This is a genomic window from Mucilaginibacter sp., from assembly GCF_028288225.1.
Lineage (GTDB): Bacteria > Bacteroidota > Bacteroidia > Sphingobacteriales > Sphingobacteriaceae > Mucilaginibacter.
Genome location: NZ_JAQBOC010000058.1, coordinates 61524 through 77408, shown reverse-complemented (window position 1 = coordinate 77408; position 15885 = coordinate 61524). Strand labels below are relative to the sequence as shown.

Below are 15885 nucleotides of genomic sequence, written 5' to 3'. Positions count from 1 at the left end.
GGCCTGATCATTTTTTTGCTTACCAAGTGTTTCTTTCTCTTTTACCTGGTCCACCAGCAAAGTGTTCTTTTGTTTTTTTGTATTATCCAGTTCATTTATCTTTACATGCAGGTCTTTTTGGGTACCCATTATGTATTGTGCCTGCCGTTCGCGATAGGATCCAAACTGCTGTAAATACTTTAAACGCTTATATGACTGGTTAAAGTCTTTTGCGGCAAAAATAAACATCAGCTTATTATAGGCGCTTTGGTTTCGATAAGTGAACAGCACCATTGCTGCATATTCTTTTTTAAGCTGATCCAGCTGTGTTTGTAAATTACGTACAAAATGATTGTTCTCCGTAATCTGGTTATCCAGGTTTCTTACCTCAGAATTTATATTGCTAATTTTTTGTTCGCGAATATTGATCTGTTGTTTTAGTAAATTTAGCTGCTTTAAAGTAGTTTTTTTGTTATTTGCTGTTTCCTGGTATTCATGGTTAAGCTGCTCTAATTGTTGTGTTAATGCTTCACGCTGGCGCTTTAATTCTGCACTGCTTTGTGCATGCACGCTAAACGCCGCAAAAACTAAAACCAAAAAGAATACTACTTTAAAAAATCTCATCTACTTTTAATAATGTTAATCTGCAGGTTGGTATCTTGATGGAATACTAAATGGATAATCTAGTGGCTGATCAAAGTCTGCTTTTGTGTAGTGCAAATTAACCTGTATTTTTTTATCTTTTACTACTGATGCCATATCTATTTCCGAAGGCATTATTCTGTTGGTAGCCTGTATAAAAGCGCTGTTTGTTACTTGTAATGTTTGTGCGGCGCTTTGATTACCCAAATTTGTTTGGGTGGCTTTCATATCAGGGCCCAATATAAGCTTATAAATCACATCGTTTAAGTTCCCTGTTAAGGTAGTGTTACCACCAGCCGAAATAAATTCTGCATCCTCAGATAATAGTTCGGGAATGGCATTACCTATAAGTAACGATTCCAGTGTTTTATAATTAATCTGTTTGCCGGCAAATTTGTTAACATAACTAAAAGGCTTACGCACATACACGCTTTGCAAACGATTTATCAGCAATATACTATCAGGCGTAATCAATGCTCTTGCAACCTCAATACCGGCAATAGCAGTAACCGAAACCCAGATCTTTTTATCCTTCTGGATCCTGATGTTCAGGGTAACATCATTGCTGTTGCCGCTCATATCAAGCTTGGTTTTAGCCTTGCCCGAAAAAGTATTAAAGCTTATTTGCTTACCCTTTATAACTGTTAATTTTTCTGCTTTGGTATCAACCGGTTTCACGGCAGCAGCGCTATCGGCTGCTACCCTTTTAACCATAACCTGCTTGCGGCTTTTACAGCTAAAAACAAGCAACAGACAGCAAATCGTTATTAATTTTATATAACTATTGGCCAACAATGGTCTGTTATATAAAATATTATTCAATGTATTTCTTTTCATTTATTTTTTGTTCCAAAACCGGCGACTTATCGCCTTTTTCTTTAGCTTTCTTCCAATTGTCAACCGCCCCGTCAACATCCCCTAAATAAAACAGTATATCGCCATAATGTTCTATTTTTCCGGCACTTTTATTTGTATCGTCTGCCAATGCTTTGTCTATCCATGCTTTAGCGCCGTTGTAATTCTTTTGCTTAAATAATATCCAGGCATAAGTATCTTCAAACGAAGCATTATTTGGCTGTAATTCATTTGAACGCTTTGACATTTTTTCTGCCTTATCCAATTGCTCACCTGTTAGCGATAGGTAGTAAGCATAATTGTTTAAAGTAAATGCATTATTAGCATTGTAGGTTAAAGCCTTATCATACGCCTCATATGCGCTTTTATTATCCTTTAAATCATGATAACAATCGCCAAGTGATGAAAAGCTTTGCGAAAGTAGGTCCTTATCCTGAAGTTCTAATGAAGTTGCATTTTTAATATAATCAATTGCCTTATGATAATCCTTTTTCTGCAGCCAGGCAACACCAACCAGGTAATTCATCCATGCCTGGTTTGGGAATAATGACAGTGAGTTTTCTCCATCCCTAACTGCGCCATCAATATCATTATCGCCAAGCTCAATACGTACCAGTTGCTCTTGTACCTCATAAACCTGGCTGTTTAAAGCAACCGACTTTTGGTACATTGCTTTAGCATCTTTAAGCTTTTCGTTTTGCAGCAGCATATCTCCGTATATGGCAAAGGCTTTGGCATCAGTAGGATGAGCAACAGTGAGGATACGGCTTAACTCAAGCGCACTGGCTTTAGCATTAGGGTCAGGGAACTTTGGAAGATAGCCTAAAATGATCTTTATTTTTTGCTGAATGTCCAGGTCTGGAATGGCAAATGCCAGTGTAAGTTCGTTATAGCTGGCTTCAACATTTTGTTTATCCCTGTAAATGTCTGCCAGCGCTAAATGTATTAAGCCGCTATTGGGTTTTATCTTTACGGCGGTCTGCAAAACTTTCAGCGCTTTATCGTTAAGGTTGTTTGAACTGTAAAGCTGCGAAAGAAACAAATAATATTTTATTTGGGATGGATCAGCAGCAATCATTTGCTCCATTTGCTGAGCTGCCAGATCAACCTTGCCTTGTTTAAGGTAAATTTTCTGCCGGTTAGCAAGCAGGTCATCTGTTGGGCCGGTTAATTCCTCAATCTTATCATAAACCTTTAATGCCTCGTCATATTTGTTTTGATAAAAAAATGCGTTAGCCTTATCAAAGTAATAATCGGGCTTGTCAGGATGAATTCTTATTAATTCATTAAATACATTATCAAGCTTATCAATGCCATTGTTTTTTTCATAACAATCTGCCAAAGCTGTCCAGTACCATTCATTGTCCGGGTTAACAGTTACCGCTTTTTCAAGCAGGGTTTGGGCTTCATTATAATTATTTTTTGTTTTTTTAATGAGAGCCAGCTCATATAATGAGGCATCATTTGCAGGATCAATCTGGGTAATTTTCTCAAAAAGTTCAGCAGCAAGCGTTGTATTTTCAATAGTCTTTGCGCTAAGCGCCGAAAAAAAGATCTGTTTCACCATCGCACTGTCTGCCGATGTCATAGGTCTCCTGACAACAACCACGATCTTTTTGTTCTGACTAAAAGCTTTTTGGGAGAGAATCAGGAAGCAAGAGGCAAGAATCAAGACAGCGCGGGTAAGCTGTATCTTATTACAGTTACTTATATTTTTGCTGCCTGTTTGTTTGTTTCTCATCTAATTGTTCTCCCCTCTTAATCAAACTAATTTTTCTTCTGATCTTGATTCTTAATTCTAATAGTCTTGATTCTTCAACTACCCCACTCCTGTATGGCCATAACCGCCAACACCTCTTGTGGTTTCATTTAATATCTCTACCTGCTCCCAATTAACCTGCTCGTGCATGGCAACAATCATTTGCGCTATCCTGTCGCCGGTATTGATCTCAAAAAGCTGATCAGAAAAATTAATAAGCAGCACTTTAATTTCACCGCGATAATCGGCATCAATAGTTCCCGGCGAGTTAACTATACCTATACCATGTTTAAAGGCCAATCCGCTTCGCGGACGGATCTGTGCCTCAAAACCTTCGGGCAATTCAATGTATAACCCTGTTGGGACTAATTTACGCTCCATTGGTTTAAGCAAGATAGTTTCTTCAAGGTTGGCCCGCAGGTCCATACCTGCTGCATGCAGCGTTTCATAAGCCGGCAAATTATTTTTCGACTTGTTAATTATCCTGATATTCATTTCCTGCTAAAAATAGCTTTTAATTCTTTTCGTTCGACATAAAAAGCGCTGGCTACAAACAACAGTAACAGCGCATTACCTGCAAATATATTACGTTTAAATACACTGAACGATAAATAAACGAGTACAATTGCAATAATAATATAAGCAAGATTCTTTTTTAAATTATACGGAATTGGGTAATTTTTTTGCCCCCATATGTATGATAGTACCATCATAGTAGCATAAGCAATCAGCGAGATCCATGCCGATGCCATGTAGCTGTATTTAGGGATAAATATTACATTTAATATAATAGTAAGTATGGCGCCAATTCCCGAAATGTACAAACCATATTTTGTTTGATCGGATAATTTATACCAAACAGACAAGTTCATATAAATACCTAAACTTACATAGCCAAAAAGCAGGAGTGGCACCACCCTTAAACCCGACCAGTATAAATTAGTTTGCGTAGTATCCCTGCCTCTTATAAAATATTTCAGCAAATCAATATTGGCCACCAGCGCAACAAATATCATGCATACTGCAATAATAAAATAATTCATAATGCGGGCATAAGTTTGATTGGCATTTTTATTATTCGCGTGACTAAAAAAGAAAGGTTCGGCACCCAACCTAAAAGCATTCACGAATATGCTGAGGAAGATAGATATTTTGGCACAGGCTACGTAAATACCAACCTGTGTGGCGCTTTCCTTTACCGGGAGTAGTTTTCCTAACAAAATTTTGTCGAGATTTTCGTTAATAAGGAATGAGAAATTGGCTATAAGTACCGGCCAGCTGTAAAGCAACATTTCAGCCAACAAGACGCGATTAAATTTAGGCCTCAGTTGTGCCAATTCCGGTAGCAGCATTAATAATGTAGCTATGCTGGCCATAAGGTTTGACAAAAATACATAACCCAGCCAGCCATGTTTAAACCATGGTTTTATTAAAGCAGTACCGGGTAAGTTATGATTAACTATATAAGGCAATACATAAATAAAAGCCAGATTAAGACCTACAAATATGATAATGTTTAACAGTTTAATTTTTCCATAACGGCCGGGGCGTCCGTCTGCACGTATTTTGGCAAAGGGAATTACACACAGGGCATCGATAATTAAAATCCCAATAAAATACCTGGTGTACTGCACATATTCGGCAAAAGGTGTATTGGGGTCGATTTGAATCCAACTGGTAATCAAACTGCTTAAAGGAAATGTGATCAGCAGAAAAATAACTGATACGGCAAGGATTGCTCCAAAGGAGTTATTGTACACCACATCTTTATTTTCAGACCTTTTATTTAAGTACCGGAAAAAAGTTGTCTCCATACCAAAAGCCAGCAAGGCGTTGAGCATAGAAGCATAGCTGTACATATTACCAAATATGCCATATACTTTGGTAGAGTAAGCGTGGGTATAAACCGGGGTAAGGAAAAAGTTAAGCACCCGGCCGGCTATTGTACTTAAACCATACAAGGCGGTTTGCCCGGCGAATTTTTTAGCAGTTGACAATATTAAAAAGTATTAATTTAAAGGCCATAGTTGTTATATGCTCTTTTTTACAACCTCAAAATTACGATAGTTTTTTAATTCGCCTTCATTGCTTTCAACGGAAGTTACTTCAGCATCCTGCGGGCCCTCATGGCACCATTCCAAAAACATTTCAAGTGCAAACTTATCACCTTCGGCCTCAATAAAAACATCTCCGTTAGATTCATTTTTTACATACCCTTTAACACCAAGCTGATCAGCAACGGCTTTTGTTGATGCCCTGTAGAAAACGCCCTGCACTTTGCCTTTTACTGTTATATTGAGATGGGTCATTCTGTTGGAAAGTTGTAATGTTGAAAGGTTGTAAAGTTAGGAAAGATTGGTTTGCTTGTAAATATTAATGTGATGGTTATTTGAACATTTTAAAAACATTACAACTTTTCAACATTACAACATTTAAACAAGTTTCCGCACACTCGTCTCAGGCGTAATTTTCAGGCCATCCAATCCGGAAATCAGGTTTAAGCCAGGGGTTTTGCCGGGTTCAATGGAGCCTTTTTCGTCATCAATACCTAAATATTTTGCACCGTTAAGGGTGCCCCACTCAATTAATTGCTGTGTGCTTATTGAGGGGAATTTTTCCTGTATGGTGCGCATTTCGCTTAAAATACACAACTTGTCGTTTGATGCCAGGCTATCGGTACCCAGGGTAATGTTATAGCCCTGGCCTATAAATAATTCAATTTTAGGCAGTACACCTTCAATATAAAGGTTTGCATTAGGGCAAAAACAAAAATGTATTTTACGGTCGAAACGTTTTATGAAGTATATGTCTTTTAAATTGGTGCAGGTATTATGTACCAGTAAAATTTCCTGCCTGGTTGTTAATAAGGGTAATATTGATTGAAGCGAATTGCGTGCCTGGGGTTTAAAATGGGTAATATCCATTCCAAATTGTGCATACAAATCATTAAAGCTTCCCAACTTATACCTGTAAAATTTATTTTCATCCTCACATTCCTGGTTATGAATGCTGATGAGATTATGCCCTGTGTCGCTATACTTTTGGATCAGCTTAAACAATTCCTTCGACACCGAATATGGCGCATGAGGGGTAATTGAACACGACTGTGGTTTAAATTCGTTTAGTAAAGCAAGAGCGTTGTTAAATACCTCGATAGCCCTGTCGGGCAAAAAGCCAAAAGTTTCAATAAAGCTATGGTAATATAATTTGCTTTTTGCTTTAATAGCAATGGTGCTGTTTGTGTTTGAAATATCGCCAACGGCAACAATCCCATTTTCATACATTTCAGTATCCGCCCTTGCAGCAGCATCCAATACCATGGCGCTATCAAGGTCGCGGCTTTTTTGAATATCAATTATAAAATTAACCAGCCCGGTGCGCTGTTTAACTTTTTCCCTTAGGTGTGAGAGTTCAAGATGGCAATGGGTGTTAACAAAACCAGGACAAATAATGCCATTAACCTGTTCAACAGGGGCATTATACGTTTCCGGTAATAAACTGGGATCAATAACGGCTATTATCTTCCCAAAATCATCAACAGTAACTATTCCATTCTTAATTGGATCGGCGCAAACAGGAAAAATGTAATCGGCTTTAAAACTTTTCATTCAGGTATTTAGTAACACTTCTCGTAATATTATTTAACTAATCCAACCATAATTAACGACACTTAACTTTTAGTTATTGTTTTTAAATATAAAAGAACGTCATTTAAAAAAGATAGTTTTTTTTATTTCGTACTTTTGTACCGTGATTAATACAAAAGGGAAAATTGACATCCGCAGCCTAAGCCTGAGCGCTTTACAGGAACATTTTATCCGAATGGAGGAAAAAGGTTTCAGGGCAAAACAAGTTTATGAATGGCTATGGAAGAAATCAAGCTTTTCTTTCGACGAGATGAGTAATATTTCAAAAGAACTGCGAACTAAACTTAATGAGAATTTCACTATCAACAACGTTAAAATTCATAACTCACAGTTCAGCGCGGATAAAACTATAAAAAATTCTTTTATTTTACACGATACTCACTTAATTGAAGGTGTTTTAATTCCAACGCCGGGGCGCATGACTGCCTGCGTATCGTCGCAAGTTGGCTGCAGCTTAACCTGTAAATTTTGTGCAACAGGATACATGGAGCGCAAACGCAACCTGAACCCTGATGAAATATATGACCAGGTTGTGCTTATTGATAAGCAGGCCAGAGAAAACTATGGCATCCCTCTTTCAAATATTGTATACATGGGAATGGGAGAGCCTTTGCTGAATTATAAGAACGTGCTTGATTCTGTTGAGAAGATAACGTCAGAAGAAGGGCTTAACATGGCTGCTAAAAGGATAACGGTATCAACAGCAGGGATAGCCAAGATGATAAAAAAGCTTGGCGACGATCAGGTAAAGTTTAACCTGGCGCTGTCATTACATGCTGCTAATGATGAAAAACGGAATACTATTATGCCTATTAATGAGCAAAATTCATTAAAGGCATTGGCTGAGGCTTTGAAATACTATTACGCAAAAACTAAAAACCCGGTAACTTACGAGTATATTATTTTTGATGGTTTTAATGATAATATTGAAGATGCTGCCGAGCTGGCCCAGTTTTGCAAGCACCTGCCATGCAAGGTTAATATTATTGAGTACAACCCGATATCAATGGCTGCGTTTGTAAATGCCGGAGAGGACAAGGTAGAAGCATTTGCTGATTACCTGCGTAAACAAGGTGTAAATGTGCATCTGCGCCGCAGCCGTGGTAAAGACATTGATGCTGCCTGTGGACAGCTTGCTATAAAAGAAGAGGCGAAGGTTTGATGTGCCGATGTGCAGATACGTGGATGTGCGGGTGTTTAAGCAAACTGTAATTATACGAGTTAGTACCAATATCTACATAAAACATGAACCTGCAACGCAGTTACCTGGCTGATTTTGTTTCCCTGCTATTCCCGGAACTTTGCGTTGCCTGCCGCGAGAGCCTGGTGGCTAATGAGCACCTGCTATGCACTGATTGCCGTTACAATTTACCCTATACAAATTTCCACTTACTGCCTGATAATATTGTTGCCCGGCAGTTTTGGGCTAAAATTAAGCTGGAAGCGGCCGTTGCACTTTTTTACTTTACCAAAGGCGGAAAGATCCAAAACCTGATGCACCAGTTTAAATACAATGGCATGCATCAAATAGGTAACCTGTTAGGAAACATGGCTGGAGAGCAATTAAATAAAAACGAAATATTTAATACGGTCGACTTTATAATTCCAGTTCCTCTCCATAAAAAAAGGTTAAAGGAACGCGGCTATAATCAAAGCGCCTGCTTTGCTGAAGGATTGGCTGCAAAACTAAATGCTGTTGTTGAAGACAATAATTTGGTACGTGCTAAATCTACAGAAACACAAACCCATAAATCGCGATTTGCAAGGTTTGAGAACATGCAGGAAGTTTTCGCTGTTAGCAATCCTGAAAAACTAATAAATAAACATGTTTTACTGGTAGATGATGTTATAACAACCGGATCTACCCTGGAAGCTTGCGGCGAACAACTATTAAAAGTGCCCGGACTGAAGTTGAGTATAGCTACAATTGCTTATGCGGAATAGTTCATGGTTGATGGTTCATAGCTAAAAAATGGCTTCTCAACTAATCTCCAGTCTCTACCCTCTAATCACACCTTCTGGTAAGCCGAGTAGTTCGTAGTTCATAGCCGGAAAAAATCAAAGGCATTTTTCACCTAACCTCTGATCTCTAACCTCTCCCTCCGTCACACCTTCTGATAAGCGCTCAATTTTTCGAAAAGATTTTTAGGATCAAAGGGTTTAAGGATGTAATCATTCATGCCGGCCTCCTCAATCTGGTTTCTTTCGCTGCTTAACATTGATGCTGTAAGTGCAATAATAGGTAATTGCTGAAAGTATGGTTCCTGTTTTGCGCGGATTACCTGGGTAGCTTCAATGCCGCCCATCTCGGGCATATAAACGTCCATCAAAACAACATCATAGTTTTGATTAGCTGTTATCTTTTCAACGGCTTGTAAACCATTTTCAGCAAAATCAGCTTGTGCACCCCACCTGGTGAGCACCTTGTTAATTAAAAGCCTGTTTATGTTGTTATCATCAACAACCAGTACATTTATATTTAATTCAGTTTCCAATTTTTTAACTTTAATGCCTGTGAATTATATACATTTAAACGTTGTAACATTCAAAAAGGTTATGAAAATTGCTTTAGGGGCATAAATATTGCCCCAACGTTTAATGCCACATAAATTAAGCGGCTTAAGCCGCTTAATTTATGTATGATATCTTTATTTATTCCGAATGTTTCTCCTTGTAAAGCGGATAGTCATACATTAGCTTATGAACCTTTTTCTTAACTTTTTTTAAGGTATCCTCATTTTCGGGACCATTTATTACCTGGTCAATCAGTTCAACAATATCTTCCATTTGTTTTTCCTTCATCCCGCGTGTTGAAATAGCAGCAGTACCTACACGGATGCCCGAAGTAACAAAAGGTGATTTATCATCATAAGGCACCATATTTTTATTAACGGTTATATCAGCAGCTACCAAAGCGTTCTCGGCTGCTTTGCCTGTGATGTTTTTATTACGAAGATCAATCAATATCAGGTGATTATCAGTACCGCCCGAAACTATTTCATACCCTCTATCGGTAAATGCTTTTGCCATTGCGGCACCATTCTTTTTCACCTGCACAATATATTTCATATAGTCGTCGCTCAAAGCTTCGCCAAATGCAATGGCTTTTGCAGCAATTATATGCTCCAATGGACCACCCTGCGTGCCGGGAAAAACTGCCATATCTAATAAGGCCGACATCATCCTGATCTCGCCCTTTGGCGTTTTAAGTCCCCATGGGTTTTCAAAGTCTTTTCCTAAAAGGATCATCCCACCACGCGGACCACGTAAGGTTTTATGAGTTGTTGTTGTAACAATATGGCAATGCGGCAGCGGATCATTCAATAAGCCCCTGGCTATAAGGCCCGCCGGGTGCGATATATCAGCCAGCACCAAAGCGCCAACTTCATCAGCAACTTTACGGATAAATTCATAATCCCAATCGCGCGAATAAGCTGAAGCTCCGCAAATGATCAGTTTTGGTTTTTGCTCTAAAGCTACTTTTTTAAGCAGGTCATAATCAACCAGGCCTGTATCTTTTTTAACCCCATAAAAATGTGGTTCATATAACTTACCTGAAAAATTTACCGGCGACCCATGTGTTAAATGGCCACCATGCGACAGATCAAAGCCTAAAATTTTATCGCCTGGTTGCAGTACCGCCAGCATTACAGCCGCATTAGCCTGCGCACCTGAATGCGGCTGAACGTTTGCCCATTCGGCATTAAATAATTGCTTGGCCCTGTCAATAGCTATTGTTTCAATTTCGTCAACCACCTGGCAACCGCCATAATAGCGTTTACCCGGTAATCCTTCGGCATATTTATTAGTAGCTACCGATCCGGCTGCTTCCATAACCTGCCTGCTTACAAAATTTTCGGATGCGATAAGCTCAATGCCTTCTTCCTGGCGTTCCTGCTCTTCATCCAATAACTTAAAAATTAACTTGTCTCTTTTCATTGTAGTAATTAAACGGGGCAAAGGTAGGAAAAAGAGATTAGAGATTGGAGGTTAGAGATTAGTTTTTGGAAGCTTATCTATGGCAATTCGAAAAACAATGAAGCAATGGTTTAAACCCGACTATCTAGTGTTATCAACTAATCTCCAGTCCCTAACCGCTAATCTCTACCTTAGCCGAAATCCAAAAATTATTGTACCCCAGCCCTACCTGTATATCAATCAATTCCTGCTGCAGCATTTCAAGTACGGCCAAAAAGTTATAAACAAATTGCACCTTGTTTTCAGACTGCGCGGCAATGGCTTTAAAATCCATCATCTTGTTAATTCTCAGCAAATCGCCAATGGCTTTTTTTTGCTGTTCAATAGTGTAGGGGTATTGAACTACAGTATGTGTTACTTCTTCGCTGCGGGTAAGATAACGCTTCATTAAGCGGCCATATACCATCATTAATTTATATAAATTAATTTCCGACAGTTCTTCGCCAGGAAGCGCAATAGTTTCAGTTTGTTCGATATCAAATTTTATATTGCCACGTTTCTCTTGCATAAACCGCTCATCTTCCAGCGGGTGCAGCTCTTCACACACCTCCTTAAACTTTTTATATTCTATCAGCTTGCGGATCAGATCTTCCTTGGTATCGGTTTGGCTGCCGTCATCTTCAGCTTCATATCGCGGCAGCAGCATTTTTGCCTTAATGCGCATAAGCGTGGCCGCTACAATAATAAATTCGCTGGCCAGCTCCATGTTCAGGCTGGTCATTTGATGAATATAGTTTAAAAAGTCGTCGGTGATTCTTGCAATGGGAATATCATGGATCTCCAGTTCATCCCGCTCAATAAAAAAAAGCAACAGGTCAAATGGCCCTTCAAACTGGGGCAACTTTATCTCAAAATTTTCTTCGACCATCATTGGTTCAAAAATACGTAAAAAGTAAGGGTTGTAAAAGCTGAAAATTGTTGTAAAGGTTGAAAGGATCTTGAAGTTATTCTGATGGTGGTAATTCGCCGGCATATTTGGGGCGTATGCAATACGCCCTTACATATTACACGCATCAAAAATTAGCCTAAGTGTAAGGGCGTATCGCATACGCCCTCGCTATGTTGCTTCTTCTGTCGTACATAGCCTTGCGTATTTCCACCAATCACAGACTTAATATGCTATTCTTTAGTCATTATTAACATGCTTTATATAATGTTTATTAATTATTCAAAAAGTTTAGCTGTTAATTTACAATAAATTGTCGTACTTTGTAGGTTAACTATCTAAGGACTTAAATGCAGGTACCAGCAGGCAATTTACTTCAAAAAATCAACACCCCTTCTGAACTAAAACAGCTTAAAGAGGATGAACTTAAACAGCTCTGCCAGGAGTTACGTCAATATATAATTGACGTGGTTTCGGTAAATGGCGGACATTTTGCGGCCAGTTTAGGAGTGGTTGAACTTACAGTTGCGTTGCAATATGTATTAAATACACCTTACGATCAATTAGTATGGGACGTTGGTCACCAGGCTTACGGCCATAAAATATTAACCGGTCGCCGGGATCTTTTTCATACCAACAGGGTACATGGCGGCCTGAGCGGTTTTCCAAAACGTTCAGAAAGCGAGTATGATACTTTTGGCGTAGGTCACTCTTCAACTTCAATTTCTGCAGCTTTAGGGATGGCGGTAGCTTCGCAATATAAAGGAGAAACCGACAGGCAGCATGTGGCGGTAATTGGCGATGGCTCTATGACCGCGGGAATAGCGTTTGAAGCATTGAACCATGCAGGGATAGAGAATTCAAATCTACTGGTTATCCTGAACGACAACAACATGTCTATTGATCCGAACGTTGGGGCGCTCAAGGAATATTTAACCGATATTACCACATCAAAACCTTATAACCGTTTCAGGGACGATATTGCACATATACTTGCCAAGATCTCGGCAATAGGGCCTGATGCTTTTAAGATAGCCCAAAAGCTTGAAAAAAGCATAAAGGGCACTTTGCTTAAAAAAAGCAATTTTTTTGAAGCGCTTAAATTCAGGTATTTCGGCCCTATTGACGGGCATGATGTAGAGCACCTGGTGAGGGTCTTGCGTGATCTGCGGAACATTCCGGGGCCCAAGCTTTTACATTGTGTAACTGTAAAGGGCAAAGGCTATGCCTTAGCCGAAAAAGACCAAACCAAGTGGCACGCTCCCGGTTTATTTGACAAAATAACCGGCGAAATAAAAAAATCAAAATCAGATAAACCCCAGCCCCCGAAATACCAGGACGTATTTGGGCACACTATTATTGAACTGGCTGAACAAAATCCCAGGATAATGGGGGTTACTCCTGCTATGCCATCCGGATGTTCACTTAATCTGATGATGAAGGCAATGCCTAACCGCGCCTTTGATGTTGGCATTGCTGAACAGCATGCTGTCACTTTTTCGGCAGGCATGGCAACACAGGGATTAATACCTTTTTGCAATATATACTCTAGCTTTATGCAAAGGGCATATGACCAGGTTATACATGATGTAGCTATACAAAACCTTAACGTGGTATTTTGCCTTGACAGAGCCGGTGTTGCCGGTGCCGACGGGCCAACACACCATGGTGCTTATGATCTTGCTTTTATGCGCTGCATTCCTAATATGACGGTTTCTGCACCAATGAATGAAGAAGAATTACGCAACCTGATGTTTACTGCACAACAAGACGACATGGGACCTTTTGTTATAAGATATCCACGCGGCAATGGCGTTATGGTTGACTGGCAACGGCCATTAAAACCAATAAAAGTAGGCAAAGGGCGTAAAATATGCGATGGAGAGGAAATAGCCATCTTATCAATAGGTCATATTGGCAATGAGGCTGTAAAAGCAATAGCTGAATTAAATGTTGAAGGCTATTATCCTGCACATTATGATCTCCGTTTTGTGAAGCCGTTAGATGAAGTCTTATTGCATGAAGTATTTACAAAGTTCAGCAAAGTACTTACTGTTGAGGACGGTTGCCTTGAAGGCGGTATGGGCAGTGCAGTTTTGGAGTTTATGGCTGATAATAATTATCAATCGCAAGTTGTACGTTTAGGGATCCCTGACCAAATTATAGAACATGGTGAACAACCCGAACTATGGGCTGAATGTGGTTATGATGCACAGAGCATAGCAGCGCAGGTGAAAAATTTAGGCATTAAGCAAAATAAGCATATAATAGCGTCTTGATGTGCGAATTTCGGATGTGCGAATGTGCAGATGAAGAAATTTGATGATTTGATGATGTGCGGATTTCGGATGTGCGAGTGTGCAGATGAAGAAATTTGATGATGTGCGGATTTGAAGATAATAAAATCAATTTAGTGCACTAATAAATCGGATATATGCGTTTTTTTTCATCCGCACATTTGCATATTCGCACATTTGCACATTTTCCACTCATCTGCACATCAAAAATCCGCACATCCGCACATTAATGAGCTTTATAGCTGGCTAAATCATTATACAAGCTGCGGAATGAGCTGCGGATCCCGAAAGTTATCATTGAGGTTTTATCGTTAAACTGGCTGTTTTTTTCGTTCCTTATTATGCCGCCTAACTCAATCCGTAAGTTATACTTAGGATTAAGCAAATAGCCTGCCTTCCCTTCAAAATAAACCATATTGGTAGTGAGTCCCTGCCCAATATAATTACCGTTTGTTTTTGCCGGATTATTATAGTTCTGGAAAGGATCTTTCCCATAATTTAATCCATTCAGATCCAAGCCATAATGCCCGTAATCAACCTCTGCCGAAAAATCAAATCTTTTATAGGAATAATTTAACAACCCAACCACTTCCCTGAAATTAGCGCCCCAGGGATGGCCCAGCATTTCGCCATTTTCGGTATAGCTGATGATCGGGCTGGTTTCAGAATAAGTATAAGGTTTTGAATTATTATTTTCAAGCAGCCAGTTCAGCCCTTTTACATTAAAAAGATCTGCCCCCCTGAAACCCAATTGCCAGCTGTACTTGTTACGAAAACTCCCTGAGTTAGAGAAAAAATTTGAAGATTCAAATTCGTCCAGAGCAAACTGGCCGTAAGCCGTAATACCGTCTGTAATTTTGTACTTACTGGTGAGGCCAATTAACGCATTATCAGGCGAGCCATTTAAAGCCTCAACCGGCCTTAGGAATATAACAGGGCTTAGGTATGAAACATCAAAAGGACGGGAATGACCGGCTTCATCTTTATTATACCATATAACTGCATCAAAGAACCCTACCGAAAACCTGTTACTCACATTCCAGTCTAAATAATGAAACACGCCACCTTTTTTACGGGCATTTCCATTGGCATCCAAATCAATAGGGTCGTTAAAGCTGGCCCACATAGCCATATACCTTACATTGCCCAAAGTAGCGGTTAATTTAAAAAACGGGTATGGAGAAGCAGCATCTGATATTAATAAAGAGCGATAACCATCGCCAATAAACGTTTTATCCCGACCGGCAGAAATATTTAAAAATTTTACAGGTGTATATGATGCTGTAGCCGTTATATAATCCCAGTCGTAACCATTATCACGATAAGTTTTGGCGTAAGCCTGCCCGGGGACAATACCTACCTGGTTTATATAAGTTGAAAGATAACCGGGAAGTACAGCACTATTTTCATAGCCAGCTATATTATAGTAGAATTTATTACCAACCGTACCGCCAAGCTGTATACCAAGCGAGGTGGTGCTTGTGGTTAACTTACCCTGGAAGTCTCTGCCAATGCTAAAATCGGGTAAAAGGTCGGCGTAAAAAGTGGAGTTTTGGCTTTTAACATCAATTAAATGCTCATTAAAAAGTTTTTGATAAATCCAGCCATGCTGCTTATTATCAGATCCATAGTTCATCAATGAATCATAGTGATGCTTCAATAATGAATCATCAGCAAAAAACGGCCTTAATGAACTATGCTGCCGTGTTTTTGTAGAATAAACATCAGCATTAAGCTTTTGATAAAATTGGTAAGAATATGGCTGATATACAGATTGCGAACGGGCGACGCTAACTATAGAAAATAGAAATAGTAGGGCGCTAAATATTTTCTTCATAATGT

Annotated in this window: 14 protein-coding genes; 3 read left to right on the top strand and 11 right to left on the bottom strand. The window is 39.3% G+C overall.

Features of this window, described 5'->3' with window-relative positions; genetic code table 11:
* From JWQ54_RS18105 to JWQ54_RS18075, 7 genes are all read right to left on the bottom strand, one after another.
* On the bottom strand, positions 1-603 hold a 603-nt coding region (locus JWQ54_RS18105; protein ID WP_367187108.1), incomplete at its 3' end, for a murein hydrolase activator EnvC.
* A 15-nt stretch (positions 604-618) separates the two neighbouring features.
* Positions 619-1458, bottom strand: a complete 840-nt coding sequence (locus JWQ54_RS18100; RefSeq protein WP_299587609.1) for a DUF4292 domain-containing protein — start codon at positions 1456-1458, stop codon at positions 619-621.
* Positions 1436-3217, bottom strand: coding sequence for a tetratricopeptide repeat protein (locus tag JWQ54_RS18095; protein WP_299587607.1), 1782 nt, complete (start codon positions 3215-3217; stop codon positions 1436-1438). The genes JWQ54_RS18100 and JWQ54_RS18095 overlap by 23 nt, the downstream gene beginning before the upstream one ends.
* Positions 3218-3295: 78 nt before the next feature.
* Positions 3296-3730, bottom strand: coding sequence for a dUTP diphosphatase (gene dut, locus JWQ54_RS18090; RefSeq protein WP_299587605.1), 435 nt, complete (start codon positions 3728-3730; stop codon positions 3296-3298).
* Positions 3727-5232 carry an oligosaccharide flippase family protein gene (locus JWQ54_RS18085; RefSeq protein WP_299587603.1) on the bottom strand — a complete coding sequence of 502 codons (1506 nt, stop codon included), beginning with the start codon at positions 5230-5232 and terminating at the stop codon, positions 3727-3729. Before JWQ54_RS18085 ends, dut begins: the two co-directional genes overlap by 4 nt.
* Before the next feature lie 33 nt (positions 5233-5265).
* Positions 5266-5544 (bottom strand): acylphosphatase, encoded by a 279-nt coding sequence (locus JWQ54_RS18080; RefSeq protein WP_299587600.1) that lies wholly within the window; start codon positions 5542-5544, stop codon positions 5266-5268.
* 123 nt (positions 5545-5667) lie between these two features.
* Positions 5668-6843, bottom strand: a complete 1176-nt coding sequence (locus JWQ54_RS18075; RefSeq protein ID WP_299587598.1) for an amidohydrolase family protein — start codon at positions 6841-6843, stop codon at positions 5668-5670.
* Between the two features lie 142 nt (positions 6844-6985).
* Between JWQ54_RS18075 and rlmN the strand changes: the two genes are divergently transcribed.
* Both rlmN and JWQ54_RS18065 read left to right on the top strand, forming a co-directional pair.
* A complete protein-coding gene (gene rlmN / locus JWQ54_RS18070) occupies positions 6986-8044 on the top strand; it encodes a 23S rRNA (adenine(2503)-C(2))-methyltransferase RlmN (protein ID WP_299587595.1) in 1059 nt (352 codons plus the stop codon).
* A gap of 83 nt (positions 8045-8127) precedes the next feature.
* Positions 8128-8826, top strand: coding sequence for a ComF family protein (locus JWQ54_RS18065; protein ID WP_299587593.1), 699 nt, complete (start codon positions 8128-8130; stop codon positions 8824-8826).
* 161 nt (positions 8827-8987) lie between these two features.
* Here JWQ54_RS18065 and JWQ54_RS18060 read toward each other — a convergent pair whose 3' ends face one another.
* The 3 genes from JWQ54_RS18060 to JWQ54_RS18050 all read right to left on the bottom strand — a co-directional run bounded on the left by JWQ54_RS18060 (position 8988) and on the right by JWQ54_RS18050 (position 11728).
* Entirely contained in the window at positions 8988-9377 is a 390-nt protein-coding gene (locus JWQ54_RS18060) for a response regulator (protein ID WP_299587591.1), read from the bottom strand.
* A gap of 157 nt (positions 9378-9534) precedes the next feature.
* A complete protein-coding gene (glyA, locus tag JWQ54_RS18055) occupies positions 9535-10821 on the bottom strand; it encodes a serine hydroxymethyltransferase (protein WP_299587589.1) in 1287 nt (428 codons plus the stop codon).
* Between the two features lie 151 nt (positions 10822-10972).
* A complete protein-coding gene (locus tag JWQ54_RS18050) occupies positions 10973-11728 on the bottom strand; it encodes a segregation/condensation protein A (RefSeq protein WP_299587611.1) in 756 nt (251 codons plus the stop codon).
* Between the two features lie 368 nt (positions 11729-12096).
* Here JWQ54_RS18050 and dxs point away from each other — a divergent pair, with 368 nt between their 5' ends.
* Positions 12097-14025, top strand: a complete 1929-nt coding sequence (gene dxs, locus JWQ54_RS18045) for a 1-deoxy-D-xylulose-5-phosphate synthase (protein ID WP_299587587.1) — start codon at positions 12097-12099, stop codon at positions 14023-14025.
* A gap of 244 nt (positions 14026-14269) precedes the next feature.
* On the opposite strand, the gene JWQ54_RS18040 is transcribed toward dxs, so the two are convergent.
* Positions 14270-15880, bottom strand: a complete 1611-nt coding sequence (locus tag JWQ54_RS18040; protein ID WP_299587584.1) for a gliding motility protein RemB — start codon at positions 15878-15880, stop codon at positions 14270-14272.
* Between the last annotated feature and the right edge of the window lie 5 nt (positions 15881-15885).